20 protein-coding genes are annotated in these 23,200 nt (G+C 68.3%); 8 read left to right on the forward strand and 12 right to left on the reverse strand.

Translation table 11 applies throughout. The annotated features are described in order from the left end of the window. The first annotated feature begins 54 nt into the window (after positions 1 to 54). The 4 genes from ACFXC1_RS34965 to ACFXC1_RS34980 all read left to right on the forward strand — a co-directional run bounded on the left by ACFXC1_RS34965 (position 55) and on the right by ACFXC1_RS34980 (position 4,310). On the forward strand, positions 55 to 1,869 hold the full coding sequence (locus ACFXC1_RS34965; RefSeq protein WP_381250609.1) for a family 43 glycosylhydrolase: 1,815 nt from the start codon (positions 55 to 57) through the stop codon (positions 1,867 to 1,869). A gap of 37 nt (positions 1,870 to 1,906) precedes the next feature. Then, a complete protein-coding gene (locus tag ACFXC1_RS34970) occupies positions 1,907 to 3,148 on the forward strand; it encodes a GAF domain-containing sensor histidine kinase (RefSeq protein WP_381250611.1) in 1,242 nt (413 codons plus the stop codon). Next, complete coding sequence (locus ACFXC1_RS34975; RefSeq protein WP_381250613.1) at positions 3,145 to 3,792, forward strand: response regulator; 648 nt, start codon at positions 3,145 to 3,147, stop codon at positions 3,790 to 3,792. The genes ACFXC1_RS34970 and ACFXC1_RS34975 overlap by 4 nt, the downstream gene beginning before the upstream one ends. Before the next feature lie 116 nt (positions 3,793 to 3,908). Beyond that, positions 3,909 to 4,310: a nuclear transport factor 2 family protein gene (locus ACFXC1_RS34980; protein WP_381250615.1), complete on the forward strand. Its 402-nt coding sequence runs from the start codon at positions 3,909 to 3,911 to the stop codon at positions 4,308 to 4,310. A gap of 52 nt (positions 4,311 to 4,362) precedes the next feature. Here the strand turns inward: ACFXC1_RS34980 and ACFXC1_RS34985 are convergent, their stop codons facing one another. The 8 genes from ACFXC1_RS34985 to ACFXC1_RS35020 form a co-directional block, all read right to left on the reverse strand. Next, on the reverse strand, positions 4,363 to 4,728 hold the full coding sequence (locus ACFXC1_RS34985; RefSeq protein ID WP_275768945.1) for a nuclear transport factor 2 family protein: 366 nt from the start codon (positions 4,726 to 4,728) through the stop codon (positions 4,363 to 4,365). A gap of 194 nt (positions 4,729 to 4,922) precedes the next feature. After that, positions 4,923 to 6,497, reverse strand: a complete 1,575-nt coding sequence (locus ACFXC1_RS34990) for an FAD-binding oxidoreductase (RefSeq protein WP_381250617.1) — start codon at positions 6,495 to 6,497, stop codon at positions 4,923 to 4,925. Then, positions 6,494 to 7,408 carry a Crp/Fnr family transcriptional regulator gene (locus tag ACFXC1_RS34995; protein WP_381250619.1) on the reverse strand — a complete coding sequence of 305 codons (915 nt, stop codon included), beginning with the start codon at positions 7,406 to 7,408 and terminating at the stop codon, positions 6,494 to 6,496. Before ACFXC1_RS34995 ends, ACFXC1_RS34990 begins: the two co-directional genes overlap by 4 nt. Next, positions 7,409 to 8,608: an FAD-dependent monooxygenase gene (locus tag ACFXC1_RS35000; protein ID WP_381250621.1), complete on the reverse strand. Its 1,200-nt coding sequence runs from the start codon at positions 8,606 to 8,608 to the stop codon at positions 7,409 to 7,411. It lies immediately after the preceding gene. A gap of 85 nt (positions 8,609 to 8,693) precedes the next feature. Further along, positions 8,694 to 8,930 (reverse strand): dihydrodiol dehydrogenase, encoded by a 237-nt coding sequence (locus ACFXC1_RS35005; protein ID WP_381250623.1) that lies wholly within the window; start codon positions 8,928 to 8,930, stop codon positions 8,694 to 8,696. Positions 8,931 to 8,941: 11 nt separating this feature from the next. Next, positions 8,942 to 9,475, reverse strand: coding sequence for an aromatic-ring-hydroxylating dioxygenase subunit beta (locus ACFXC1_RS35010; RefSeq protein ID WP_275768937.1), 534 nt, complete (start codon positions 9,473 to 9,475; stop codon positions 8,942 to 8,944). Between the two features lie 21 nt (positions 9,476 to 9,496). Then, entirely contained in the window at positions 9,497 to 10,708 is a 1,212-nt protein-coding gene (locus ACFXC1_RS35015) for an NAD(P)/FAD-dependent oxidoreductase (protein ID WP_381250625.1), read from the reverse strand. Between the two features lie 2 nt (positions 10,709 to 10,710). Then, a complete protein-coding gene (locus ACFXC1_RS35020; protein ID WP_381250627.1) occupies positions 10,711 to 10,902 on the reverse strand; it encodes a ferredoxin in 192 nt (63 codons plus the stop codon). A gap of 264 nt (positions 10,903 to 11,166) precedes the next feature. On the opposite strand from ACFXC1_RS35020, the gene ACFXC1_RS35025 reads away from it, so the two are divergent. Further along, entirely contained in the window at positions 11,167 to 12,534 is a 1,368-nt protein-coding gene (locus ACFXC1_RS35025) for an aromatic ring-hydroxylating oxygenase subunit alpha (protein ID WP_381250629.1), read from the forward strand. A gap of 93 nt (positions 12,535 to 12,627) precedes the next feature. Continuing rightward, on the forward strand, positions 12,628 to 13,206 hold the full coding sequence (locus tag ACFXC1_RS35030) for a hypothetical protein (protein ID WP_381250631.1): 579 nt from the start codon (positions 12,628 to 12,630) through the stop codon (positions 13,204 to 13,206). 93 nt (positions 13,207 to 13,299) lie between these two features. Here ACFXC1_RS35030 and ACFXC1_RS35035 read toward each other — a convergent pair whose 3' ends face one another. The 3 genes from ACFXC1_RS35035 to ACFXC1_RS35045 are packed head-to-tail and all read right to left on the reverse strand — an operon-like array spanning position 13,300 to position 15,822. Next, positions 13,300 to 14,127 carry an aldolase/citrate lyase family protein gene (locus ACFXC1_RS35035; RefSeq protein ID WP_381250633.1) on the reverse strand — a complete coding sequence of 276 codons (828 nt, stop codon included), beginning with the start codon at positions 14,125 to 14,127 and terminating at the stop codon, positions 13,300 to 13,302. Further along, positions 14,124 to 14,906, reverse strand: coding sequence for a 2-oxo-hept-4-ene-1,7-dioate hydratase (gene hpaH, locus ACFXC1_RS35040; protein ID WP_381250635.1), 783 nt, complete (start codon positions 14,904 to 14,906; stop codon positions 14,124 to 14,126). The genes ACFXC1_RS35035 and hpaH overlap by 4 nt, the downstream gene beginning before the upstream one ends. Before the next feature lie 10 nt (positions 14,907 to 14,916). Beyond that, a complete protein-coding gene (locus tag ACFXC1_RS35045) occupies positions 14,917 to 15,822 on the reverse strand; it encodes a dioxygenase family protein (RefSeq protein ID WP_381250637.1) in 906 nt (301 codons plus the stop codon). Positions 15,823 to 16,104: 282 nt separating this feature from the next. Between ACFXC1_RS35045 and ACFXC1_RS35050 the strand changes: the two genes are divergently transcribed. Together ACFXC1_RS35050 and ACFXC1_RS35055 are read left to right on the forward strand one after the other, a co-directional pair. Beyond that, complete coding sequence (locus tag ACFXC1_RS35050; RefSeq protein WP_381250639.1) at positions 16,105 to 17,289, forward strand: cytochrome P450; 1,185 nt, start codon at positions 16,105 to 16,107, stop codon at positions 17,287 to 17,289. Between the two features lie 203 nt (positions 17,290 to 17,492). Then, positions 17,493 to 20,390 (forward strand): ATP-binding protein, encoded by a 2,898-nt coding sequence (locus tag ACFXC1_RS35055; RefSeq protein ID WP_381250641.1) that lies wholly within the window; start codon positions 17,493 to 17,495, stop codon positions 20,388 to 20,390. Between the two features lie 36 nt (positions 20,391 to 20,426). Here ACFXC1_RS35055 and ACFXC1_RS35060 read toward each other — a convergent pair whose 3' ends face one another. After that, a complete protein-coding gene (locus ACFXC1_RS35060) occupies positions 20,427 to 22,886 on the reverse strand; it encodes a hypothetical protein (RefSeq protein WP_381250643.1) in 2,460 nt (819 codons plus the stop codon). Positions 22,887 to 23,200 lie beyond the last annotated feature (314 nt).

The raw sequence follows: 23,200 nt of genomic DNA on the forward strand, positions 1-23,200 counted from the left end.
CCGTCGTCCGCCGAGAACTGAAGACCTCGAGAACCTGCTGACAGGAAGCCCCAAGTGACCGCTTCAGAACGCACTTTCTGCAATCCGCTCGACATCGCCTACCGCTATCAGGACATTCAGTTCTCCGGCAAGGTCAGAGGCATCGAACTCGGCGAGCCGCGGCGGAGCGTGCACCGGGAGGCAGCGGATCCGTCGATCGTGCCGTACCGGGGCCGCTACTACATGTTCGTCTCGATGTCCGCGGGGTTCTGGCACTCGACGGACCTTCTGCGGTGGGAGTACCGCGCGACGTCCAAGCTGCCGGCCCTCGACTACGCGCCGGACGTCCGCGAGGTGAACGGAGCGCTCTGCATCAGCGCCTCCCGCAAGGAGGACAACTGTCCCTTCTTCCGGAGCGTGGATCCCCTGAACGACGACTTCGTCGAGGTCACGCCGGGCACCTTCCCCTTCTGGGACCCGAACCTGTTCCAGGACACCGACACATCGGTGTACCTCTACTGGGGGTGTGACAACCAGACACCGATCCACGGAGTCCGGCTCTCGGACACGTTCAGCCCGATCGGTGAGCCGTCGCCTCTGATCAGCTCCGATGTCCTCGCCCACGGCTGGGAGCAACTCGGCGAGGACTACGTCGTCGTACCGCCACAGACCGAGCGGGAGAAACTGCTCAGTCAGGTCACCGGCACCGCCCCCTACATCGAGGGCGCGTGGATGACCGAGCGCGACGGTACCTACTACCTGCAGTACTCGGCGCCCGGCACCCAGTTCAACACCTATGCCGACGGGTACTACACGGCCTCGGCACCTCTGGGCCCCTTCACCTACTCGCTCGACAGTCCGTTCTCGTCGAAGCCGGGCGGGTTCATCACCGGAGCGGGCCACGGCAGCACGTTCCAGGACCGGCACGGAAACTGGTGGCACGCGGCCACCATGCGCATCTCGGTCAACGACGTGTTCGAGCGCCGCGTCGGACTCTTCCCCGCGGGCTTCGACGACGACGGCGCGCTGTTCTGCAACCAGAACTTCGCCGACTACCCGATGACGGTCCCGGACGGACCGTTCGACCCGTGGACGCCCCCCGCCTGGATGCTGCTCAGCTACAAGGCCGACGCCGTCGCCTCGTCCTCGGCCCCCGGCCACGACCCCGCGTCCGCCGTCGACGAGAACGTCCGCACCTGGTGGGCGGCCGCCGGCAGCGAACCGGGCGAATCCCTGACCGTCGACCTCGGCGCGAACAAGACTGTCCACGCCGTACAGATCAACCTGGCGGACCACGAACTGGCCGGTACCGCCCCGCACGCTCCGGACGGAGTGGATATGGGCCATTCATGGCGGGGCATCTTCCCGGGCCATCAACCGGCGGAGACCCTGATCGAGATCTCGGAGGACAGCCGGGAGTGGACCGTCGTCCGGGACTCCCGCGGCACGGGCGCCGACGCTCCGCACGCCTTCGTCGTCCTCGACCCGCCGCAGGAGACACGATTCGTCAGGGTCACCGGCGGCCGAATGCCGTTCGAAGGCACCTTCGCCGTGAGCGGTGTCCGTGTCTTCGGGACCGGCGCAGGAGAGGCTCCACCCGCAGTGCGCGCTCGGGCCGCCCGTGTGGACGACCGCACCGCCCGAGTCGAATGGGACTCTGCAGCCGGAGCCATCGGCTACAACGTCCGCTACGGCCGTCACCCGCAAAAGCTTTACCACAGCTGGTTGGTGTACGAACGCACGGCCCTGGACCTGCGTTCCCTCAACGCGGGTGCGGATTACTGGGTGGCCGTCGACGCGTTCGGCGAAGCCGGCGTCACCTCCGGTGAGCCCGTGCCCGTGGCGCTCAACGCCGAACCGGACGAACAGGGGGCCGGAAAGCAGCGTTGAGAAAGCGAGTTCCGAAAGGGCGGACCGAGACCGGGCTTTGATCAGCCATCACCCGCATTTGGCCATGGTCAACCGGTACGTGCTGTGTTACGTTGCAGTCACTGTTACGTTGCCGTCATTCGGCACCGTCGCCGTAGAAGAGCGGTTCGTCATGAACAGTTACGCGCCAGTTAAAGCCATCGCATTGCAGCGCACACCGGCCGCTGTTATTCGGGCCGCCGTGGACGTTGCGCGAGACGCGTTGGGTTCTGACGTCGCCTTCGGGGCGATCGGTTCTCGCGCCGCGGAATTCCCGATCGCCTCGGCGAAAGGGATTCGCGACCCGCGGTGGAACAGCATCGTCGTTCGACCGCACACCGGGCTCGGGGGCGAGGTCCTGGCACGGGGACACCCCATGATCGTTGCGGATTACGCGTCGGACGCACATATCAGTCGCGACTTCGTCGAGATCGTGGCGCGGGGAGAGGGCCTGCGAGCGGTTGCCTGTGCCCCCGTGCTGGGTCCTGCGGGTGTTGAGGCGCTTCTGTACGCCGGTGCACACCTCGAAGGAGTGCTCGGCGACCGTGCGGTCACGGTCCTCGAACAGCTCAGCGCGTTCGCGTCGGTGGGGCTCGAGCAGATTCGTGCGCGCGAGCTGGAACTCGAACTCGCCCGGCTGCGCGAGCGGGAGCGTCTCGCCGGCCGGCTCCACGATTCGGTAGCACAACGGCTGTTCACGATCGGCGCGGTCGCCCAGGCATCTCGCGCCCAGGGCGATCCGAACAGCCTCATCGACGCGATCGAGGAGATCGAGGCGACGGCGGCGGACGCGCGCCGGGAACTGCGCGAGACACTCCTCAAGCTCCACCGTGATCCTGAGAACCTCGCATTCGACGTACAACTGGACGGTGAGCTGCGCCTGTTGGAGAACGTCACCGGTTGCGCGGTGCGCGTTGTGCGGCACCGTACCTTCACCCGCATGCCGGACCACATCGCCCGACTGGTGATCGACGCGGCGGTCGAAGGAACGCGCAACGCCGTGAAGCACGGTCACGCGGGTGTCATCGAAGTCGAGATCGTGTACGACGAGGGAAGACTCTCGCTCGCGGTCAGGTCACTGGCCGTCGACGGGCCGCTGGAGCAGCCCGGCAGCGCATCGGCGACGGGGACGGGGACGGGTATCCGCACCCTGCGCACTCGCGCGGAGCGACTGGGAGGTTCGCTGCGGCTTACGGCGGTCTCAACCGGCCGGGCCGTGCTGCGGCTCGACATTCCGTACAACGATATGGCGGTTCGATGAAAGTCCTCGTTGTCGACGACCACCCGGTGGCACGCCGCGGACTGCGCGCGGTGGTGACCTCCAACCTCGGGGAATGCGAGATTTTCGAAGCCGACGACGCGACAACGGCTCTCACTCTCGCTCACGACGAGTGTCCGGAGATGATCATTCTGGACGCCCGGATGCCTGAGTCCTTGCCACCGGAGGAGCTGTGCCGTGAACTGCGCGAGTCGCTCCCGAACGTCGTCATCGTCATCTTCACCGCCTTCGACGACCCGGAGGTCCTTCGTGCGTGCGTCGCCGCGGGCGCGAACGGGTGCCTGTTGAAGGACACCTCAGAAGTCAATATCGGCGCTGCCCTTCGAGCCCTGCTGGCGGGTCAGTTCGTGCTCGACCCGCGGATCGCCAGGCAGCTCGCCCCAGAGTTCACCAGGCGCCAGGCAAGAGGAACGGTACGGCTCACGGATCGGGAACAGGAGGTGCTCGGGCTCCTCGCGCACGGCTACTCGAACCGCAGGATCGCTCAGGAGCTCTGTCTCTCCGAGACGACCGTGAAGGGGTACGTGACCGACCTTCTCCAGAAGCTGGACGCCACCTCCCGGCTGGAGGCAGTGGTCCGCGCGTACGAACTCGGGCTTGTCGCGCCCGGTGCGGAACGAGTGTGATCGCTCCGGAGGCCTGCCGGAAGTCCCTGTGGGGTTTCCAACATGGGCTGGATGAGCGTGCGTGAGACGAGGCAGATTTCTCGCGTAGCCGTCACGTGACAAGGGAGTCGCCCAGGATGAATACGCAAGAGCCGTCGGCGATCGCCCGCGACGTGGAGCGCGGCAAACGCGCCGTGGAAGGCCTGTTCGAGATCATCTACGGACCGGCCGAAGGACTCGCCCGCCTCGACGAGTTCGTCGCCGAGGACTACGTCCAGCACAACCCGAACCTCGCCCAGGGACGTGAGGGGCTGAGGGAGTTCTTCACCCACATCCTGTCCCTCCCGCCGTCGGAGCGACTCGACTCCTCGAAGACAGTGACGGTCAACCTGGTCGCCGAGCGCGACCTCGTCCTGCGACACGAGATCCGCACGGACGGAGTTCTCTTCGATCTCTTCCGGGTGAAGGACGGCCTGTTGCAGGAACATTGGGACGCGTTCCGCCCGAATCCCGACACACCACCGATCTACGGGCTCTAGCGCTCCACGCTTAAGCCGTCAGGAGATTTCCTCCTGACGGCTTGAGCAATCCTCAAAACATCGCGGACACGCTCGACTTCGAGATCTCTTGAGCGACGTCCCAATGCTCCGCGAGCTTTCCGTTCTCAACGCGCCATATGTCGACGATCGCCAGATCCGGGCTCCCGTCCGCGAATTCCATGTGCAGGTGAAGGGCAACCATCTCCCCGTCACCGATAATCCGCTTGACCGTGGCCCGGCCGCCCTTGGCCGCCTCTTCTTCCAGATATGCGATGGCGCCTTCCCTGCCTTTGCCGGCTCTGGGGTTGTGCTGAACATAGTCTTCAACGGCATACCGCTCGAAGGCTTGGCGAGCGCCATGAGCCTGAAGGGCCGAGAGGAAACCTTCGAGCACATCACGGCTCGTCGGGACGGTCATTCGTCGGCCTCCTGGTGCGACACCCGGTCAACATTGCACATTTCCATGAGTGGGCAACGATCCCGAAGCCCGGCGACAAGCTCGACAGCCGAAGACTGCGCCCCCCGCCGGACATGCCGCAACGGCCATGTTCATTCAACGAACGTCTTCAACGGCGCAAGGCTGAGCAGAGGGGGCGGCACACGCCGTGCATGTCACCGGGCGCGGTACCGCGCGGGCCAGATGCCGTGCCGGCCCGGGGAGAGAATCCCCTTCGGGTCGACGGCATCCTTGATCGTCTCCGCGAAGCGCCGGTAGGCGTGGTCACCGAAGGCGAGCTGGTCCTGCGCCAGATCCGAGAAGTCGAGGTGTGATCGGTACTCGGCGTAACCCTGCTGCCCGAGCTGCGCGAGCAGTTCCTTCGCGGTGTCGATCGTCGCCCGCAGGTGGCCGGCGTCGTGCCGGTTGAAGAACATCGCCGACACGACGATCGCGGAACGCTCGTTCGTCACGAACACCTGCGCCGAGAAGTTGACGCCCGTGCGCTCGACGACCTTGTCCTTGATCTGCTGGACGACTTTCGCGACCTCCTCACCGCGCAGCGGCACGACGGGCGAGAAACCGACATGCCCCACGAAGTCGGGAAGGCTGTCGAGGATGTCGCTGCTGGGCACACCGCCGGAGATGCGGTCGATGAGCCCGGCGTCCTTGATCTCGTGCCAGTTCTCCGCCGTGTACGTCGCGAGACGACGCACCTCGCCACCCTCGATCGCGCTCCACGCCTCGCGGATCCGGCGCTCGTGCACGTCGATCACCTCGGGGTCGCCCCACAGGGCTGTACGCACGCCCCACCGGCCGAGCCCGGTCTCGTCGGCGATCGCGTCGAGCCGCTCCTCCGGCATCGCCGGGGTGCCCGGCGGCGGGATCCTGCCCTTGAACTCGGGGAAGTGCGCGTCACCCACCGTCAACAGGTCGAGCACATAGGGGATGCCGCGGAGGATCCCGTCCAACCGCAGCTCGCGCACGACGTCGATCACCTGCGCCAGCTGGTGGTAGCGCGGGACGGAGAGGTACAGCGGCGCGTACGCCTTCGGCCGGCGCTGGAGCCACACCCCCGCCTTTGTGACGATGCCGTAGTTCGACTGCGCGAACAGCGGGTCGACCACGGGCCCGAGCCCTCGCTTGTAGAGGTGCCAGGTGGGGTTGTCCTCCTGTGCGCCGAAGCCGGTGCGCAGAAGCGAGCCGTCCGCGAGCACGACCTCCAGCCCGTTCAGCGTGTTGAAGTCGGAGCCGTTCGGCAGGAACGTCTGACCGTTGTCGAGCGAGTTGCCGATGACGGAGCCCCAGCCGATGTCCGGTACGGACACGAGCAGTTCGTCGCCCTGCTCGTGCAGCACGTCGTAGAGGTCGTACCACCGGGCACCGGGCTCGACGACCGCGTACGCGAGTTCGGTGTCGACCTCCAGGACGCGGTCCATCTTGCGGAAACTGATCAGCACGGAGCCCTTGACCCGCGCCGAGGGGCCGCCGTAGCCGTTGTTGCGGCCCTGCGACGATGCCCACACCGGGACCTCGTGGCGGTTCGCGACGCGGACGATGTCCTGCACCTGCTCGGTCGTGGTCGGGAACAGGACGAGGCTCGAGTCGTACGTCCGGTCCTCCGTGGGCCAGTACGGGTCGCGGTACTCGTCGCGTTCCTCGTCGGTGACGAGCGCGTTGTCACGGCCGACGACAGCGACGAACTCGTCTCGCACGGTGTCGGGTAGCTCGAAGGGGATGAGATCACTCATGCCCGTACCTCCGTCGCGCTCAGTCGGACACCGGGAACATCGTGCATGGTTGTCTCTCCTTCTGACGTCCTCGGTCGCGGACCGACCTGCCGCTGCGAGCCTGCTCGGAGCGGCGGGTGATCGGAAGCGGGAGTGGAATTTGCCACACTGGTTTTCGAGGGACTGCGCCGCCCTGTCGTGCAGGCCTGGGGCTCGTGCTTGGCGTGGTGGGCGAGCTGCTTCTCGTCGAGGACGACGATCTCGCATCCGTCACGGCGGACCCATCCCTGCCGGGCGAAGCCCGCGAGCGACTGATTGACACTCTCCCGGGAAGCGCGCACATGCGATGCGAGCTCTTCCTGGCTGAGCCCGAGATCCACTCGGATGCCCTCCGGTGTACGGCGGCCGAACCGCTGGGCCTCGCGCAGGATCGCGCGCGCGAGCCGCGTTCCGACGTCCAGGCCGAAGACGTCTTGCAGCGCGTCGTTCTGGCGCTGCTGCCGCAGGACGAGGAGGTGGATGAAGCGCATCGCAGCCTCTGTGTGGGCAGCGAGCCAGTCGAGCATCGACCCGGTCGAGAGCTCCGCGACCCTCGCCGGGCCGAGAGTGACGGCCGTCGTGGGCTGCGGCCGCGGGTCGAAGAGGTCGAGGCTGCCCAGCAGTTCACCCGGTCCCGCGATGACGAGGATGTTCTCACGACCGTGCTCGCCGAGCCGCGAGATCTTCACTCGGCCGGAGACGACGAGATGGACGCGGGTCGGGTCACCCGCCTGGAAGACCGTGTTGCGCGGGGGAAACGTGACAAAGCGCGCCCTCTCGAGGAAGTCATGTACGACGTGCTCGGGGAGTTCGTCGAGCAAGGAGGCGCGCCGGACGTCTCCGGTCGCACCCGGGGGCACCGTCACCATCGTGTACTCAGTCGTGCACGACATTCAGATCGCCGCGCCGGCGGGCAGGGATACCGAGGGTCCGCCGGCGCGGACCTGTCGTGCGGTCAGGGCGCTGTCGTGGCCGAAGATCCAGCGCATGACGTCCTCCCTGCCGGCCAGCTGGTCGGTGGTGGAGAACTCCGCGTGGCGGCCGTCGTACTGCAGCCCGAGGCGGCGGGAGAACCGCTGGATGTAGGAGGCCCGCTCGCGGCGTGCGCGGTCGTACTCCTGGAAAGCGGTGGCGACCTCGGTGAGCGGACGGTCGCGCAGCACTTCCACCAGCGCGGCCGCGTCCTCGATCGACTGGTTGCCGCCCTGCCCCACGTGCGGCAGCATCGCGTGCGCGGCGTCGCCCGCCAGCGCGACGCGGCCGCGCACCCATGTCGGGAGTGGTTCGCGGTCGTACAGCCCCCACCGGAAGGTCTTGTCGATCCGGTCGATCAGGCCCCGTACCGACTCGTTCCATCCGGCGAACTCCTTGGCCAGCTCGGCCGGGTCGCCGGGCGCGGACCAGGACTCGCGCATCTCGTCGTCCGCGGCCACGAAGGCGACGAAGTTCAGCAGCTTCGCACGGCGGACGGGAAAGGAGATGAAGTGCCGCCCCGGCCCCGTGTACAGCTGTGCCTCATGGATCGGCCAGTCGGGGAGGCGTTCGGCGGGCACGAGTCCCCGGTAGGCGATCATGCCGGAGAAGACCGGATGCGGGGCGTCCACGACGAGGGGGCGCACGGCGGAGTGGATCCCGTCCGCCCCGATCACCGCCGCCGCGGTCTCCGTACTTCCGTCCGCGAAGCGCAGGACGAGTCCGTCGCCGTTCTCGTCCACCCCGACGAGCCGTGCCCCGAGCCGGAGCGCGTCCGGTTCCAGCCGCCAGGACAGCATGTCGATCAGATCGGCCCGGTGGATCGGCCTCGCGCCTCTCGCGTCGACCTCCGAGTCCTCGGACCGAACGCCTTTGTGGTTGTAGAAGGCCATTCTGAGCGGCTCGCGGGACTCGATCTCGCTCAGGCGGTCCGTCAGCCCGAACGAGTCGAGCACCCGCAGCGAGTTGGGAGCGAGCGACACACCCGCGCCGACCTCGCCGAGTGCTTCCGCCTGCTCGTACACCCGGACGGGGATCCCGGCATCGGCCAGCCCGGTCGCCGTCGCGAGCCCCGCGATCCCGGCGCCGATCACTGCGACGCTCTCCGCCGTACGTGCCACCACTGTCTCCATTCATCGACGACCGTGAGGGGGATGGGTGGCCGGCCTTCTCCAGAAGACCGGCCGTCTCCTGTGTCTGCGGCGGTCAGTCCTCTTCGGTCTCCTGTCCGACCGAGGCGCGCAGGAAGCCGGAGAACGTCTCCGCGGTCTGCCAGGTCAGGCTTTCGAGCTCGACGGCGTCGAGCAGGATCCGATATCCGCGGCGGTGGGCGTGGATCTCCAGTCGTTCGCCGTTGCGTGTGTAGACCTTGCGGACGCGTATGTCGGCGAACTCGTTGGAGATCCGGATCGGCGGGTCGTCGCTGTACTGGTATTCGGACATCGCGATCCCGCCTAGAGGAAGACGCCGAGGTTGGCCGTGCCGAGGATCGTGTGGTTGAGCAGCACTTCGCGTCGCCGCAGGCGCCACCCACCCGCGTCCGAGCGCAGGGTGTCCCGGCGCTCGGCCACCAGCAGGTCGTAGTCGGTCGTGTCCCACTGGGAGCGGTGAAGCGTCAGGTAGCTCTTCACCTCCACCTCGCCCGGTCCCAGCTCTCGCACACGTACGTTGGTCACGACACGGCGGGTGCGGGAAGGCGGGTCCTCCGCCCATGCGTGCTCGGTCAGCAGCCGGTCGACGCGCAGCCGCATGCTCGCGTAGGTGTCCTTCATGTGGAACGCGTCTCGGCTGAATTCCGAGATCCCCGACGAGCGTTCCCGCGTGGTGCGGATAGGGATCAGGTACTCGAGCTCCTCCGACAGGCACGTGTCGGCCCAGCCCGTGTAGTCGGCCTCGTCAAGGAGCTCCGCCTCCCGGTACAGAAACTGCGTGCAGGACCGCTCCAGCTCCGCACCGACCAGTGGGGTACTCGTCTGTTCTACCGTCATGGCTTCGCCTTTCGCGCGGGGTCAGGAAGATATGGACGGGGCGTCGACCCGCTCGCCGCGTGAGCCGCTCTGAGCCAGGAGGCGCCGGTACTTGAGCATGCTGCGTGTCGAGTTGAGCGCGACGACTCCCGTCAGCCGCTCCTCGCGCTCGTAGAGCGCTACGAACCGCTGCTCGGCGAGCGTTCCCTCGACGATCCGGATCCGATCGGTCGGTTGCGGGACTCCCGCGATCTCGATCTTGACGCCGTACTGCTCGGACCAGACGAAAGGGACCGGTGAGTAGCTGCCGGACTGCCCGCCGTCGAGGAGGGCACGGGCGACGAACGCGCCCTGCTCCGAAGCGTTGGTCCAGTGTTCGACCCTCATGGTCTGCTCGAACAGCGGGTTGAACCACCGCGCCACATCACCCGCCGCGTAGACATCGGCGACCGACGTGGCGCAACGGTGGTCGCACAGCACCCCGTCAGAGATGTGCACGCCCGACCCGGCGAGCCAGTCGGTCACCGGCCGTGCGCCGATCCCCACGACCACGACATCGGCGTCGATCATGCGGCCGTCTCTGAGACGTACGCGCTCCACGCGCGCACCTCCGTCGAACCCCTCGGCCGACGAGCCACAGACCAGGCGCACTCCCGCGGCCAACGGAACCTCGGCACACGCGAGCGCGATCTCGGACCCGAGAATGCGTGCCATCGGAGCCGCGAGGGGCTGGATGAGCACCACGTCGCAGCCGAGTCGGCGGGCGGTCGACGCGACCTCGGAGCCGAGGAAGCCCCCGCCGACGACGGCGACGCGCGGCGAGCCCTGGAGCGCGGACCGGATCGCGAGGCAGTCGTCGACCGTGCGCAGCGGGTAAACGCCCTGGAAGAGGTCCCAGTCGCGCGGCATCCACGGTGCGCTGCCGGTCGCGATCACCAGTTGGTCGTATGCCAGCGGTTCGCCGTCGTCGAGCTCCAGTGTCTTTCCGGCCGGATCGAGGGCGCGCGCTCGCCGCCCGAGCCGCAGGTCGAGGTCGAGCGCGGCCAGCCGGTCGGCGGACAGCAGCTGGATGTCGTCCGGCGAGGCCTGTCCCCCGAGCACCGCCTTCGACAGCGGCGGACGGTCGTACGGCAGACGCTTCTCGGCTCCGACAAGCACGACCTCACCGTCGAACCCTCGATCCCGCAGGGTCTCGGCGGTTCGGATGCCCGCCAGCGAGGCGCCGGCCACGACGACGCGCCGTTGTCGGTGCATCGTCAGCCTCCCAGGTTCAGCGCACGCGCCGGGCAGTCGCGAACGGCGTGCCCGACCTGGGCCCTCAGATCCTCCGGGGGCTCCTCGATCAGAAGCTGGACGAACCCGTCGTCGTCGAGATCGAACACACGCGGCTCGGCGATGACGCAGTTGCCGTAGCCCTGACACTTCCCGCGGTCCACCAGTACCTTCATGTCTCCCGTCCCTTGTCGGCGACACGTCGCCCGCCACCAGCCGCAAAGCGCTGAGGTCGATGGGAGCCGACTGTAATGACGCTGCCCTGACGGTGAACAGCGTCCAAAGGTCGGGGACGGGTTGCTTCCTTCGGAGGGGTCACGCCGGTGGATGGCGGGGTTAGCGTCGGCGACGCTGTCGCCTGGAATCTCGACGGGGCGCCCTTCTGGAAGGGACACCCGTTCGGCCGGCGCCTTGGAGAAAGCAAACTTGAGGAGGATCTCATGGTGGCTGCTGACCGGCAGGCCGGGACGGGCGGTTACGGCTCGCTGAACGGGACGATGCAGGCCTTCCTATCCGAGGTCCAGAAGGATCTCGCGCAGGGGATGCTCTCGCCACGGGTGCTCAACGACCCCGACATCCACCGCGCCGAGCTGGACCGCATCTTCACCAAGTGCTGGGTGTTCGTCGGACACGTCTCGGAGATCCCCAGCCCCGGCGACTACGTACTGCGCTACATCGGCGAGGACCAGTTCATCCTGGCACGCGACGAACAGGGCGATATCCAGCTGCTCCTGAACAACTGCGTGCACCGCGCCTCACCGGTGTGCCGGGCGGAAAAGGGAAACACCTCGCACTTCCGCTGCCCCTACCACGGCTGGATCTACAAGAACTCCGGCGAATGGAACGGCGCCCCCTACCGCGCCAAGGCGTACCGCACCATCGACACCGCCCGCTGGGGCCTGCGCAAGGCACCCCACGTGGACAGCTACCAGGGGTTGATCTTCGCCTGCCTGGACCCGGACGCGGTACCCCTGCGCGAGTACCTCGGCGACATGTGCTGGTACCTGGACATCGTGTTCGGCCTCAACGAACAAGGCATGCGGGCCGCCGGCGATCCCCACCGCTGGATCGTGCCCGCCAACTGGAAGTCAGGCGCCGAGAACTTCGTCGGCGACGCCTACCACGTCCAGTCCGCACACAGCTCGCTCGGGGACATCGGCCTCCTCCCCGACAACTCGAAGTCGGTGACCGAGACCTTCCATATCGCTCTCGAGGGCGGACACGGGCTCATCGCCATCCCGAAAGCCCTCCCTGAGCCGTTCGGGGTGGGGAACTATCCGCCCGAGGTGACCTCGACCTTCGATCTGGACCGGCTCGACGACGACCAGCGCGCCTTCCTGGAGAGCGGGTACGGGGTGGTCGGCTTCACGATCTTCCCGAACCTGTCGCTCTTCCAGGCCCCTGGTTCGACGGAGGTGGGCGGGTTTCCGGCGGTCAACACCTCCCTGCGGCAGTGGCAGCCGCGCGGGCCCGAGCAGTTCGAGCTGTGGAACTGGCCCATGGTGTGGAACTCAGCCCCGCCCGAGTTCAACCAGGCCTCGTACGACGCCGCCGTTTTCAGCTTCGGGCCCTCGGGGGTGTTCGAGCAGGACGACACCGTCGTCTGGCGCGGCGGCCCCATGGTGGGCCGCTCGGCGTTCGCCCGCCAGGACATGAAGCTCAACTTCCAGATGGGCCTGGACGGAATGAGCGACTACAAGCCCAGGCCCGACTGGATGGGGCCCGGCGAGGCCAGCACCTCGGCCTTCGGCGAGAGGAACCAGCGGCGCTGGTGGCAGCGCTGGAGCGAGGCACTGGCGTCGAGTTGAGGATGCGGTACCGCCGCGTCGGTCGGCGTCGGCGGCTCATCGCGGACGTGACGAACGACGCGGTATCACAACACCGATCTTGAGGAGGAGTTCATGGCGACCGTTGAACAGCGAGAGGAATCAACCAGCACGGGGGCTCGCCTGCCCGACATGGCGAGGTTCATCGACTTCCTGGAAGCCCGGAAGGCGGAGACGGAGAATCCGAAACATGCCGCGATGATCGACCTGCTCATCGAGCACTCGGTCGCCGAGGTACGCGACCACGACATCGACCGAACCATGGCGACACTGGTGGACGACTGCGTCTACCACTGCTACGGCGACCCCGTCGCGATCGCGCAGCAGGGCGGGCGGGTCGCCGACAGGGACACACAGCGCGCGAACTACCTCCAGAACATGGCCAACGGCATGCTGGCGATGGACAGCCTCGAAGTCGAGGTCGAGCACTTCTTCATCAGCGACGACGCCATCGCCTGGGACGGCTACACACGACTTCGGCTGCCTGGTACGGCACTGGCCCAGGCGGGCGTACCTCTGCCGGACGGGGGAACGGCCGACGACGTCTTCGTGCACAGGTCGAGGGCGGCCGTCGTCATCCCGTTCCGCGACGGCCTGATGGTCGGAGAGGACTTCTACCTCGACGGCCAGGGCACCTTGGAAAGGGCGGCCTGACCGCAGGCGAGAAGGCTCCAAGCGCTCCCATGCAGGTGATCCACGGGGCTGGTACGCCGGCTGCGTGGATCCACATCGAGTGACCGCGTCCCCTCAGGGGGACCGGTTCACGGCAGCAGGCGCCGCGGCCTGGGGTGTGAAGGTCCGGGCGAGGAGGTCGGCGCCGCGCGCGAGCAGGCCTACGTCCACACCGACCGCGGTGAATGTGGTGCCGAGGTCGATGCACCGTCGTGCGAACGCGGGGTTGGTGGTCAGCAGGCCTGCCGGTTTGCCGGCCGCGCGCACGCGTCCGATGGCCTCCTCCACTGCCGCGACGACGCTGGGCGCGTTCGGGTCTCCTGGGTGGCCGAGGCTGGCGGCCAGGTCGCCGGGGCCGATGAAGATCCCGTCCACGCCGTCGACGGACGCGATCCGCTCGATCTGCCCGAGGGCGCGCCGCGACTCGACCTGCACGAGGACGCACAGTTCGGTGTGCGCGAGGGCGGCGTAGTCCTCGACCCGGCCGAACCGGGTGGCCCGGGTCAGCGCCGCTACGCCCCGGACCCCCGTGGGGGCATAGCGGGTGGCGGCGACCGCCGCGCGCGCCTCCTCGGCCGACTCGACCTGCGGTATCAGCAGCGACTGCGCGCCGACGTCCAGCAGCCGCTTGATCACGACGGGATCGTTGACCGGCGGACGCACCACCGGCGAGCAGGGGTAGGGGGCGACCGCCTGGAGCTGTGCGAGCACGGTCACGACATCGGCGTGCGAGTGCTCGGTGTCGAGCAGCAGCCAGTCGAAGCCGGCGCCCGCGACGATCTCGGCCGGGTACGGATCGGCCAGCGAGCACCACAGACCGATCAGCTGCTCGCCCCGGGAAAGCGCCGCCTTGAACGCGTTCGGTGGCAGCGGCCACTGGCCCGGCGCCGGCTGCGCGCTCACCGGAACGCCACCCCGATCGAGCCCAAGGGGCCGTAGTCGGCGTGGATGACGGTGTTCGGTTCGACCGAGACGGGCCGGGTGAAGGAGCCCGACAGCAGCAGCTGACCGGCTTTCAGGTGCTCACCGACCGCGGCGAGCTTGTTCCCGAGCCATGCGATGCCTGCCGCCGGGTGTCCCATGACGGCGGCCGAGACGCCGGACTCCTCGATCACCCCGTTCTTCGACAGCGTCGCGGCCACCCACCGGACGTCGACGTCCATCGGGCGTACGACACGACCGCCGACGACCATGGCAGCGGCGGCGGCGTTGTCCGCGATGGTGTCGGTGATCGAACGCGGCACCTCGGTGCGGTAGTCGATCACTTCGAGGGCGGGGACGACATACTCCGTCGCCCGCAGGACGTCGTGGACGCGCAGGTTCGGCCCGTGCAGGTCCGCTCCGAGCACGAACGCGAGCTCGACCTCCAGTCTGGGCTTGAGGTAGCGGTTCACGTCGAGAGTGGCGCCGTCGCCCACGACCATGTCGTCGGTGAGGAATCCGTAGTCTGGCTCCGTCATCTGCGAGGCCATCTGCATGGCGCGGGACGTCAGTCCGATCTTGTGCCCGACGAGCCGGGCGCCTGCCGCCACCCGCTCCGCCGCCCAGAGCTGCTGGATGGCATAGGCGTCGACGATCTCGAGATCGGGATAGGTGTGGCTGAGCTGGGTGATCGGTCGCCGGTCGCGGTCGGCCTGGATAAGGGCAGCCGCGGCCGCGCGACGTTCCGCTTCGGTGATCACAGAGGTCCTCTCAATGGCTGCGCTGTGCGGACACGGGCGGGGTCGGCAGCCAGGCCTCACCCGGCTCGACGACGAAGGTGAACTCGAGGCTGTACCAGGGCTCGGTCACGTCCGGGTCCGGCGCCGGCTCGCTCTCGTGGCGCGCATAGGTACCGATCAGGCGCTGTACGACGCCGAACTGCGCGTCGGTCTCAAGCATCGGGTCGTCGTGGCTGTAGAGCTGGGAGGCGATGGTCTTGTAACCCGGTTTGTAGATCAGCGCATGGAGATGGGCCGGCCGGAAGGGATGGCGCTTCAGCGCGGCCAGGAGATCACCCACGGGCCCGTCCGTGGGTATCGGGTAACCGGAGGGCTTGATACTGCGGAAGGCGAAGACACCTTCCTCGTCGCTGAAGAACTTCCCTCGGAGATTCCACTCGGCCTGCTCGGGATCCTGGTTCTCGTAGAGGCCTGCCGGTGACGCGTGCCAGACATCGACTTCCGCGCCGGCGACCGCGTTCCCCTCGGTGTCGACGATCCGGCCGGAGAAGAACAACGGCGGTCCCTCGGTGGGCGAGCGGACGATCGACTCGCCGTTGTCCATCCTCGGACTGCCCTGGCGCCAGAACGGACCGAGCAGGTTCGCCGAGGTCGGACTGTCCTCGGTGCCGTTGTTCATCAGGGAGACCAGCGTCGACAGACCCAGCGAGCCCGCCATCAGTCTGACCTCGTTGTGGCTGGGCGTGGTGAGCCGCCCCAGCCTGGTCACGATGTCGAGGGAGGCGGCGAACTCCTTCTCGGTCAGCCGTACTTCGCGGGCGAAATCGTGCAGGTGCCGGACCAGCGCCCGGACGATCTCCCTGACACGCGGATCACCGGCCCGCTCCGTCTCGGCAAGTACCGCCGCGGTGAGCTGGTCCTCGTCTTGGATGATCACGTCGGTGTCCCCTGGTGACGGTCGGCCGCCGGCCCGCGGCACGCACTGCCACGCGAGTATCCGAAGGCCCTCCGGCCCGCACAACACCACTGTTCATCCAGTGGACAACGAGGCACCGCGACCTCGACGAAGCTCCGCAGACGTTGTTCGTTCAACGGCCACCGCAGTGCGCCCGCAAGCCGAGTCCATGCACCATGGCCGGTCAGGACTTTCCACGGGCCCCGGACTCGCGTGCCCCGGCCCGGAATGTCGGCGAGCCGCCGCACGGACAGGGAGGACACCATGTCCAGCCATGACAGTACCGGCCACGCCGGGCCCGAGGTCTCGTACTGCCCATACCCCCAGTACGCCCAACTGCGAGAGCAAGGTGTGGCCTTCGTCGAGGAAGCCAACGCCTTCATGGTTACCAGGGCCGACGACATCGACGCGGTGCTGCGAGATGTCGAGACGTTCTCCTCTCTCGACGCGCTCGGACTCCCCCCGATCGAGCCGGGGAACGAGCCGACGAGGACGGGGTTCCATCTGATCACCAGTGATCCGCCGGAACACACCGGGCGCCGTCGCCTGGCGGCCAGGGCGTTCACGTCCCGCCGGATCGCTCCCTTCGAGCCGCAGATCCGGGCGATGTCCACGGAGCTGATCGAGGGCCTGCGCGGACGCGACGAGGTCGACTTCGTGGCCGACTTCGCCGTCAAGCTGCCCATCGCTGTCATCGCCACGGTGCTGGGCGTACCGGAAGCGGACACCGCCGAGATGCGGCGGCTCTCGGAGAAGGTGCTCGCCTTCCTCACCTACTCACCCGACCTGCAAGGCTTCATACGGGCCTGCGAGGAGTTCGGCGCGCTTCTGGCGCCGGCACTGGAGGCGGCGGCAGGTGTCGAGGAGGAGACCACCATTCTCCATACGATCGCGGCATCCGGGCTCGACGCGGAGGACGCCACTCGGTTCGTCCTCGAGCTGCTGTTCGCCGGCAATGTGACGACCGCCGATGCCATCAGCAGCGGCGCCAGGCTGCTGGCCGAGGATCCGCCGCTGGCCGACCGCTTGCGGCAGGACCCGTCGCGGCTGGCCACGTTCCTGGAGGAGTTGCTGCGCCTGGAATCGCCGGTTCAGGGGCTGTATCGGACCGCGACCCGTGACACCGAGCTCGGCGGCACCCCGATTCCGGCCGGCGCTCGCCTCCTTGTGAGTTTCGGAGCCGGCAACCGTGACGCGAAGCTGGCCGAACGGCCCGACGAGATCGACCTGGACCGTGTCTCGCCCCACGCGCACCTCGCGTTCGGCCGGGGAGAGCACACGTGCCTGGGTCATGCCCTCGCCCGTGTGGAGGCACGCACGGCTCTGGAGGAGCTGCTGGGCACGGTGCCACGCTTCGAGTTGGCGATTCCACCGGAGCAGCTCGACTACCAGCCCGGCCTCAACGTAAGGCACCTGCAGTCCCTGCCGCTTCGTCTGCGCTGGTCCTGAAGTACCGTGCGGAGAAACGGCTGCTGGGGCGGCCTTCCTCTGATCCTGTGCTCCGTCCGAGGCCGAGAGGCTTCCGCCGATGCGCGCACCGGAGGGCTGCCGCGGACATCCACCAACCGTTCGCCGCCCACGATCTTGGTGTAGGTGATATGCCGCAAGGGGGAGCAGGTCCACCGGCAGTTGGTATCGACCGGGTGGAGAGTGTGCGGTCGCCTGCGTTCGTCGGCCGGGATGTCGAGCGACGGTGGCTCGAAGAGGCGCTGATCCGGCCGTCGACGAGGTTAGTGGTCATCGAGGGTGAAGCCGGAATCGGCAAGTCCCGGTTCGTGAAGGAGACCATTCAGGCCCCGATGCCCGGCCACGAGGGTGTGCTGGTCCTGCGATGCCCCCCGATCAGCACACCGTTCCCCCTGGGCACCCTGATCGAGGCGCTCTCACCGACTCCGCTCGACGGCGTGCGGCTCGGGCGCCTGGCCGGGGCTCTGCGGCCGCTGTTCCCCGAGTGGTCCGACTCCCTACCCGAACCGATGCCGCCGACGGAGAGTGCCGGGCTGGAGCGGCATCGCCTTTTCCGGGCTCTGGACGAGCTGTTGCGCGCGATGGGTGCCCATACGGTGGTGCTCGAAGACGCGCACTGGGCGGACGACACCTCCCACGAGTTCCTGCTCCACCTGGCAACCGTCGAGGTCGACACCCCTGTCCGGGTGATCGAGACTTGGCGCAATGAGGAGCGGCCGCCCCGCGAACTGGTCGCGCGGATCCTGCGCATAGCCTCCGGCGACACTGGCCGGGTGATCCGCCTCGGCCCTCTCGACCTGGCCGGCACGGAGAGGTTCGTAGCGTCGATGCTGGGGGGCGTCGCCTCGCCCCGCGTCGCCGGTCTCCTCCACCGTCGCACACAGGGGGTTCCGCTCCTGCTCGAAGACCTGATCCGGACGTTGCACGACCGAACTCGGAAGAGCCCCGGCGAGGAGCACTGGAGCCCCGCCGGCATCGCGGCTCTGGCGCCGCCCGCCAGTCTCCGCGAGTCGGTGACCTCGCGTATGGATCGGCTCGCGCCGTCGGCCCGGCTGGTGGCCTGGGCACTCGCCGTCCTCTCCGAACCCGCCTCCGTCCCCTTGCTCTCCGTCGTGACAGGACTGGACCACCAGGCGACCAGCACAGCGGTCGACGAACTCGTCGCCTCGCATCTGCTGAGCCTGCTCGCGGACGGTGAGGTCTCCTTCAGACACGCACTGGTCCTCGACGCGGTCGCCGAAGAGGTCCCACTGGGAGAGCGTTCACGGCTCCACGCACGTGCGGCAGCGGCGTTGGGCGCGCTACCGGCCCCGCCCGTGGTCCAACTGGCGCGGCACCTGAAGCAGTCCGGTGACACAGAGGGCTGGGCACGGTACGCGGAAGAGGTCGCCGACCTCGCCCTGGGCCGCGCCGACGACCGCACGGCGGCCGACATCCTGCTCGAGCTCGCGACCGCCGTCACCCAAAGCCCCACCGACCTGACCCGGATCGTGTCGAAGATTCCCTTTCCGGTCTTTCGCAGTGTCGATGAGTACCAAGTCGTCGTGGACGTCCTTCGGTCGGTGGCGCAGGACCGGACCTTGCCGCAGCTGGACCAGGGGCGCGTCCGCTGGCAGTTGGCCCGCGTCCTGATCATGGCGGACCGGATGAGCGAGGCCGCCGAGGAGACCGAGCGGGTGATCCCGTTGCTCGCGGACGACCCGGTGCTCGCGGGGCAGGCGATGATCAGTCTGGTGCATCTGTCCTGGCCGAACTGGGAATCGGCGACACGGGCCGAGTGGCTGCGGCAGGCATCACAGCTCCTCGCGAACCGTGACCCGGCGTCCGAGCTGCATCTCGTCACCGATCTCGCAACGGTCCTCCTGCGATTCGGATCCGCGGAGGGATGGACGGAAGCCGCCAAGATCCCGACACACGACATAGCGGTCCGCGACCGGCTGACCGTGGCCCGCGGCCTGGGCAACGTTGCGCACTGCGCACTGGTCTGGGGCAGATACGGCACGGCCCGCGCAACCCTGGAAGCCGCAGTCGACCTGGCAAGCACCTATGAGTACCTCCGTCTGTCCACCGGACTCGAGGCCATGGGTCTGCACCTCGACTATCTGGAGGGCTCCTGGGACGGGCTGCGGCAGCGTGCGGCGGCGCTCGCGTCCGCCGGCCGTGGAGCGGTGGGCGAGCGCCTTGAGGCCGAGATCGTGGAGGCGCGACTCCTGGCCGTGGAAGGCGACTTCGCCGAGGCGGGCCGTCGCCTGCGCACCATGCTCGATCACCCCGCCAGCCAGTTGGGACCGGAGCTGGTGATGGAGACCCGTGCGGGGCTGGCCGAGGTCGCGATCGCCCGGGGCGAACCCGAGGAGGCCCTCTCCCTGACACATGAGCCGTTCCGTCTGATCCAGCACACGGGGGTGTGGTTGTGGGGCGGCGATCTGGTGCGGACACGTGTTCAGGCGCTCCTGCTCACAGGCCGGAACGCGGTTGCTCGCGCCATCGTCGACTCGATGGCGGTCGGCCTGGCCGAGACCCACTACACCGCCACCGACGCCGCGCTGGTGAGCTGCCGTGCGATGGTGGCGCGCGCCGACGGGGATCTGGCCCGCGCGCGGGAGCTGCACCACAGGGCCGCCTCCGCGTGGCGAGGGTTGCCCCGACCGCATCACGAACTGCGCGATCTCGAGGCGGCGGCCCGGTGTCTGCTCGACGATGGGCACGGGGCAGGAATCGCGGAGCTTCGCGACATCCTGAATGGGTACTCGCGGCTGGGAGCGATCGTCGACGGTGAACGGGTCGTCGAGGTACTGCGGACGGTCGGTGTCAACGCCCGCCCGCCGGGAAGACGTGGCGGAAGAACCGGGTACGGCACTCGGCTGTCTCCTCGCGAGCGTGAAGTCCTCCGTCTCGTCGCGGCCGGGGAGACAGACGCGGCCATCGCGGCCAGACTGTTCAAGTCGCTCAACACGGTCCATTCACAGGTGAAGTCCGCCAAGCGGAAACTCGGGGTGTCCACCCGGGCCGAACTGGCACGCGCCGCCGCCGACCTGGTGGAGGAGGACGGCGACCAGCGCCTGGATTCGAGCGGCGGGTGAGGCCCCGTCTCGTGGTCGCACGGGGCCCCACCACCATCAGAACGCGCCGACGCCGTTCGGCGAGCCGAGGCCGGTCGCACCGTCGTATCCCTTGACTCCTTCGCAGAGATAGAGGGCCGAGCAGGTTCCGTTGCTGCCTGCCGTCACGTCGTACAGGGAGCCTTTGGGCGCCGAGTACAGGCGCTGCGCCGGATTGCCGCCGGTGTGACCGGTGCGTCCGTAGACGCCGGCGATGACGGGTGCCGCGACACTGGTGCCGCCGACGACCGACCAGCCCTGCAAGCCGTAGGAGTCGTACACCGCGACGCCCGTGGCCGGGTCCGCTACTGCGGACACGTCGGCGACCGTGCGGTTGGCGCAGGCGGAGTCCTTCTGCCAGCGCGGCTTGGCGACGAACCGCGAGCAGCCGCTTCCGGCGCCCTCCCATGAGGTCTCGGAGGCTCGGGTGCCGTCGGGGTTCAGGGTCAGCGAGGTCCCGCCGACCGCGACGACCGTGTTGAAGGCCGCCGGGTATGAGATTCCGTAGCCCCCGTCACCACTGCTCACCGTGATCGCGACACCGGGGTGGGTGTAGTACGCGTCCTGTGCGTACAGGGCGTCGGCGGACTCGTCGCCGCCGTAGGAGTTGGAGACGACCTTGGCTCCGAGGCGGACCGCGGTGTTCACGGCGGTCCCCAGGTCGTTGAAGCTCGCGGAGTCGGCGCCGACGTAGAGGATCTTGCAGTCCGGGCAGGCGGCCGAGACCATCTCGAGGTCGAGCATCTCCTCGACGCCCCAGTTCGCGTTGGCCTCCGGCAGTGTGGAGCCGCCGTCCTGGTTCACCTGGGTGATGTCGGCCGGTCCGAGACCGAACTGACTGCGGTAGGTGTTGAGCGACGCCACCGCGTCCGGATTCGCGTAGGCGTCCACGACCGCGACGGTCGTCGCCCGGGACGCGCCCGTGAGCCCGTACGCCGTCTGCAACTGGGTCGCCGAGAGGCCGTCCTCGTAGTCGGCGGTGACCAGTGGCTGCAGGGACTGGTCGGCGGCGATCTTCACACCGCAGGTAGTGCCGTCCGTCGCCACGTCACCGCAGACCGACGCCGCCTGACGGGAGCGGTCCAGGATCGGATGGTCCTGTCCGGCTGTCGCGGACCTCGTCAGGTGCCGGGTGTCCGAGAGGTCGAGCGGCCCATGAGCGCCCGGCTCGTGCGGGGAGCCGGCGGCCCGAGAGAGGGACCGGGGACCGACCGGGGCGAGGAAGCCCGAGGGACGGGCGAGGTCGTAGACGTAACCGGCACCGGCGGGATAGTTGTACGAGACCGTGGGCGCGCCCAGCATCGCGGTGCGGCCGTCGGCGGACAGCGCGACGGACTTGCCTGCTCCGGCGAGCACCATCCATCCCGCGTACTCGGAAGGCACCAGCATCGCCTTCGGGGAGTAGCGCGCTCCTGATTGTTCGAAGACTTGGGCGGCGCCCTGCAGAGTGTTGCGGGCCGGGAGTCCGACCATCAGCACGGAGCCGTCGTACGACGCGGCCACGGAGACGGCGTCACTGGGGTAGTCGGACTTCTGGGTCGGCTGGAGGGTCTCGCCCGTGGTCCAGCCGTCGCCCCGGAGACGATAGGCGTAGGCGAGACCGTTGCCGTGATAGGGAGCACTGGCGATCAGCACCCTCCCGTCACCCGAGAGGGCCACACCGTTGCCGAATCGCTCGGCCGACACACCGTCGGCGCGGGTGAGCTCGGCGGTCTGGGACCATGCGCCACCGTCCCGGTCGAAGGTGTAGACGGCACCGTCGTATTTGGACCGGCCCTTGGCGCCTACCGCGAGTCGTGAGCCGTCGGCCGAGAGGGAGATCGCGGACCCGAAGAGATCGTTGGGCGCGGAGTCGGTGCCGACGATCTGGGTGGGGTCGGACCAGCCGCCGTCGGTCTTCGCGGAGACGAAGACCGAGCCTCGCCTCGCCTCGTCGAACTGGTCGGCGATGGCGATGGTCGTGCCGTCACCGGATATCGAGACGGAGCCTCCGAAGTCGTCGACCGTGAGACCGGGCACGGTGAGGGTGGCGCTGAGCTGCCATCCGTCCGTCCGCGTGAGGGCGAACACATAGGCACGGCCGCCTTGTTGGAACGGCGCCCCAGCCACGATCGTTCGGCCGTCGTCCGAGATGGCCACCGAGAACCCGAGCTCCTGGTACCGCGTGCCGGGAACGTTGAGGACCGTCGGCTGCGCCCAGCCGGTGTGTGTCCTGTCGTAGACGTAGACGGCTCCGTTCAGGCCGTTCACCGTGGGCGCGCCCATGACAGCCCGGCGCCCGTCGGCAGAGAGCGCCGTGGACCAGCCGATCGTGGAGCCTTCGGGCGCGTCGGCACTCAGAGTGCCGTCGAAAGCACCTCTGGCCAATGCCGTCGGTTCGGCGGCCGCGATGCCGTTCACACCGGTGGACCCGAGGATCACCACGGCGGAGACCACCAGGGCCAAGCGGGCTCTGAGACGCCTGAACTTCTTCCGCATCGTCTGCCTTTCATCGGGGGTGCCGAAAGGCTCCCGCGTGTTGCGGGCACCGGGGTATGGCAGACGTGGGTGAATGTTGGGAAACGGGGGGTGAATCAACTTGTGCCGAACGGCCGTCCCGGCTTCGCCCGGGGACCCGCCGCCGACCGGGCGACGACGGCGTCCCGCATGAGGCTGCGGACGATCACTGCACGGGGTGCGGGCGACTGCCGGGGCATGCGCGTGGTGACGGTCCGACGTGGGCCGCCGGTGCGGGTCTTCGGGCGGATGAGGTATTACGACCGGTGGCTGCCGCTTCGTCGTAGGTCCCCGCA

The sequence above is a fragment of the Streptomyces hokutonensis genome (genome assembly GCF_042751305.1).
Classification (GTDB): Bacteria; Actinomycetota; Actinomycetes; order Streptomycetales; family Streptomycetaceae; genus Streptomyces; species Streptomyces hokutonensis_A.